The 4,046-nt window shown below is 70.0% G+C and carries 5 protein-coding genes; 3 read left to right on the forward strand and 2 right to left on the reverse strand.

Annotated features, from left to right (window positions below):
- Both AC1D15_RS20620 and AC1D15_RS20625 read left to right on the forward strand, forming a co-directional pair.
- On the forward strand, positions 1-2,021 hold a 2,021-nt coding region (locus AC1D15_RS20620), incomplete at its 5' end, for a hybrid sensor histidine kinase/response regulator (RefSeq protein WP_477827435.1).
- A 33-nt stretch (positions 2,022-2,054) separates the two neighbouring features.
- Positions 2,055-3,080: a GGDEF domain-containing protein gene (locus AC1D15_RS20625; RefSeq protein ID WP_047509919.1), complete on the forward strand. Its 1,026-nt coding sequence runs from the start codon at positions 2,055-2,057 to the stop codon at positions 3,078-3,080.
- Here the strand turns inward: AC1D15_RS20625 and AC1D15_RS20630 are convergent.
- Positions 3,077-3,238 (reverse strand): hypothetical protein, encoded by a 162-nt coding sequence (locus AC1D15_RS20630; RefSeq protein ID WP_477827436.1) that lies wholly within the window; start codon positions 3,236-3,238, stop codon positions 3,077-3,079. The genes AC1D15_RS20625 and AC1D15_RS20630 overlap by 4 nt on opposite strands.
- Before the next feature lie 98 nt (positions 3,239-3,336).
- Positions 3,337-3,525, reverse strand: a complete 189-nt coding sequence (locus tag AC1D15_RS20635) for a hypothetical protein (RefSeq protein ID WP_156155058.1) — start codon at positions 3,523-3,525, stop codon at positions 3,337-3,339.
- 284 nt (positions 3,526-3,809) lie between these two features.
- Here AC1D15_RS20635 and AC1D15_RS20640 point away from each other — a divergent pair.
- A partial coding sequence (locus tag AC1D15_RS20640) for a hypothetical protein (RefSeq protein WP_477827437.1) occupies positions 3,810-4,046 on the forward strand: 237 nt, incomplete at its 3' end.

Here is a 4,046-nt window from a genome sequence, read left to right on the forward strand (position 1 = left end):
CGGTCGCCCCGGTGGCCAAGCCGGCGACCCCGCCGGTTGCCGCTCCGGTGCTGACACCGGCACGCRCTGCCGCCCAGGCCCAGGTGCCGGGCGGCGACATCGACTGGTCGCGCTTCGCCGCCTCGCCGACGGCGGTGGCTGCGGCGGTCGAACAGGCCGTTTCGCCGACGCACTCCGCGGTGCGCGTGCGCGGCCCGCTGCTCGAACGGCTGGTCAACCAGGCCGGTGAGGTCAGCATCACGCGCTCGCGGATCGAGGCCGAAGTCGGCAACATCCGCGGCTCGCTGTCCGACCTGACGGACAACCTGGAGCGTCTGCGCGGCCAGCTGCGCGACATCGAGCTGCAGGCCGAGACGCAGATGAGCTCGCGGCTGGAGCAGGCGAAGGCGCAGGCCCAGTCGTTCGATCCGCTGGAGTTCGACCGTTTCACGCGCTTCCAGGAACTGACGCGGATGATGGCCGAGTCGGTGAACGACGTGGCCACCGTGCAGCGCACGCTGCACCGCACGCTGGAAACGACCGAAGACGAACTGGCGGCACAGGCCCGCCTGACGCGCGACCTGCAGGATGACCTGCTCCGCACCCGGATGGTCGAGTTCGAAAGCGCCTCCGACCGCCTGTACCGCGTGGTGCGGCAGGCCGCGAAGGAAACCGGCAAGCAGGTGCGCCTGGACATCGTCGGCGGCTCGATCGAAATCGACCGCGGCGTGCTGGACCGCATGACGCCGGCCTTCGAGCACCTGCTGCGCAACTGCGTGACGCACGGCATCGAGCGCCCCGACGTGCGCACCGGCATCGGCAAGGAAGCAGCCGGCAGCATCGTCGTGTCGCTGCACCAGGAAGGCAACGAAGTCGGCGTGGAATTCCGCGACGACGGCGCCGGCCTGAACCTGATGCGCATCCGCGACAAGGGCATCGCGATGGGCCTGATCGAGGCCGATGAATCGAAGAGCGACGCCGAGCTGGCCAACCTGATCTTCACGCCGGGCTTCTCGACCGCCGACCAGGTGACCGAGCTGGCCGGCCGCGGGGTCGGGATGGACGTGGTCCGCTCCGAAGTGAACGCGATGGGCGGCCGCATCGAGACCGCGACCTCGGTCGGCCAGGGCACCAGCTTCAAGCTGCTGCTGCCGTTGACGACCGCGGTGACGCAGGTCGTGATGCTGCGCTGCGGCAGCACGGTGGTCGCGGTTCCCGCGACGCTGATCGAGATCGTGCGCCGCGCCAAGGTGGACGAACTGGAGCACGCCTACGCGAGCGGCACCTTCACGGTCGGCGACCGTTCGCTGCTGTTCTTCTGGCTGGGCGCCTTGCTGCAGCAGACGGCCATCAGCCAGGAAGTGACCCGCATGCGCCCGGTGGTGGTGGTGCGCAGCGCGCAGCAACGCATCGCGCTGCACGTCGACGAAGTGCTGGGCAACCAGGAAGTGGTCGTGAAGAACCTCGGGCCGCAACTGTCGCGCCTGCCGGGTCTCGCGGGCATGACGCTGCTGGCCTCCGGTGCGGTCGCGCTGATCTACAACCCGGTGGCGCTGGCCACGCTGTATGGCGATGCGGCCCGTGCCGCGACGCTGGCGGCACGCCACGCGCCGACGCAGGCGCAGATCATCGAGGCCGCGGCGGCCGAGGCGCCGCAACGCCTGGCACCGCTGGTGCTGGTGGTCGACGATTCGCTGACGGTGCGCCGCGTCACGCAGCGCCTGCTGGTGCGCGAAGGCTACCGCGTGCAGCTCGCCAAGGACGGCATCGACGCGCTGGAGCGCCTGGCCGAAGACCTGCCGCAGGTCGTGCTGAGCGACATCGAGATGCCGCGCATGGACGGCTTCGACCTGGTGCGCAACATCCGCGCCGACGCGCGCCTGCGCGACCTGCCGGTGATCATGATCACCTCGCGGATCGCGCAGAAGCACCGCGACTACGCGGCCGAACTGGGCGTCGACCACTATCTGGGCAAGCCGTATTCGGAAGAAGACCTGCTGGCCTTGATCGGGCGCTACACGGCCGACGTCACCTTGGTGTAATCCGGCCACCATGCGCTCACACGAGAACACCCGATGTCCGAGCTGGTCGACCATCTCGCCGAGCTGACGGGGTTTCGCGACCGCGACATTCTCGATGTGACGCTGGTGGGCGCGCTGCGCGACTTGTTGCGCCCGCTGTCGGTGGCGATCTACCGCAGCGTCGGCGACCAGGGGCAGGAGCGCTGGCTGACACGGGCCCACCTGGGCCTGCACGACGCGGTGGCGCGTGCCGATCCGGTGTGGGCCGATGTCGACAGCCTGCCCGCGCTCGACGCCTTCCCGGCGCGGCTGCAGGCGATGAACGGGCAGACGGTGCTCGCGGTGCCCGGCACGCCGAACCTCACGGTCTTCGCCGTCAGCACCGACCGCGAGGTGGTCGGCGTGCTCGAGGTCGAGACCGAGGCGGCGATGAGCGATGAGTCGCAGCGGCTGGTCTGCAGCATCCTGCGCATCTACCGCAACTTCGAAGGCCTGCTCGACTACAGCGAACGCGACACGCTGACCGGCCTGCTGAACCGCAAGACCTTCGACGAGAGCTTCCTGAAGGCGACCAACACGCCGGTGCTGGTGTCGCATGCCGACACGCGCCGCGCGCCGCCGTCATCGCACCAGCACTACTGGCTGGGCGTGATCGACATCGACCACTTCAAGTCGGTCAACGACAGCTATGGCCACCTGATCGGCGACGAGGTGCTGCTGCTGCTGTCGCGGCTGATGCGCAGCAGCTTCCGCTTCCACGACCGCCTGTACCGGTTCGGCGGCGAAGAGTTCGTCGTGCTGATGCGCTGCGCCCGCGAGGAAGACACGGCCATGGCGCTGGAGCGGATGCGGCAGAACACCGAGGCCTATGCGTTCCCGCAGGTCGGGCGCATCACGATCAGCATCGGTTTCACCGAGGTGAAGCCCGGCGACACCCCGAGCGGTGCGTTCGAGCGGGCCGACAAGGCGGTGTACTACGCGAAGGGCCACGGCCGCAACCAGGTGCGCAGCCATGCGGCGCTGGTGGCCAGCGGCGCGCTCGAGGACGACTCGATCATCGGGGACGTCGAGCTGTTCTAGCCCGGGCGTTCGTCGCTGCCGGTGGCCTGGCGGTTCGCCGTCGAATCCACGGGCTGGACTGACGACTGGTGCATCGCTTCGGCACTGCGCACCACGCCCGAGACGACCGCGCAGAACGCGATCAGCAAGACAGCCGACAGGGTCAGGCCCGCCAGCATCAGCGCGTTCTCCGAACGCCAGTGCGGGGGAATGGCCGGCCTGCGATTCCAGAAAGCGGCCGCACCGCCAGGTGACGTGGGCGACGACGCAACGGCGCTCATGGCTTCGACGGCAAGGCGTCAGGCCAGTGGCGCGCCTGCAGGGCCGGGTGGGCCGCTTCGTAGCCCAGATCGTCCGGCAAGGCCGCTGCCGGCACATCGGAGGGCTCGGCTGCCGGCCGGTGCGGCTGCGGGTCACCCAGGGCCCAGCGCCGCACGTCTTCCAGCCAATCTGCATCGCTTGCCATCGTCACTGCTCCTCGGCGAGCGCTCCCACGGGGTGGGGAGCATGACAGGCATCGTCGCGTGCACTCGGCGCCGCTGCCATCGGCCGAGGCTGCAAACGAGCGTAGGAGCGTGCCTACAGTCGTTGCATCTGCTCACGCTGCCCCGGTGCACGTCGGCGTTGCCCTACAGCCGGGAACGCAGGCTTCCTGCGCCGCGACGCGGCCCGCGGCGACAGCCTTCCCCCCGCCACGGCGCGACGATCCACCGCATCCACCGGCCGGTGCCGGCAGCGAAAGGAAGCAACATGAACACGAAGAGCTGGTACACCCCGGGCGTGGTCCTGAGCGCGCTGTGCGCTGCGATGGTCGTCAGCGCCTGCGGACCGCAGAACGGCGAACCGGTGGCAGCCGCGCCCGTGCCTGCCGCCCCCGTCACGACACCCGCGCCGGCACCGGTGCAGGCCGTGCCGGCACCCGCGCCGACCTACCGCGTGGCGGCACCCGCGCCCGCCCCGGTGCGCAGCGACCGCGCAGGCCAGGTC

The organism is Rhizobacter sp. P2_H2 (assembly GCF_056403375.1).

Coding starts and splice junctions, on each gene's coding strand:
- AC1D15_RS20625 (WP_047509919.1), top strand. CDS start 2,055: ATGTCCGAGCTGGTCGACCATCTCGCCGAGCTGACGGGGTTTCGCGAC.
- AC1D15_RS20630 (WP_477827436.1), bottom strand. CDS start 3,238: ATGCTGGCGGGCCTGACCCTGTCGGCTGTCTTGCTGATCGCGTTCTGC.
- AC1D15_RS20635 (WP_156155058.1), bottom strand. CDS start 3,525: ATGGCAAGCGATGCAGATTGGCTGGAAGACGTGCGGCGCTGGGCCCTG.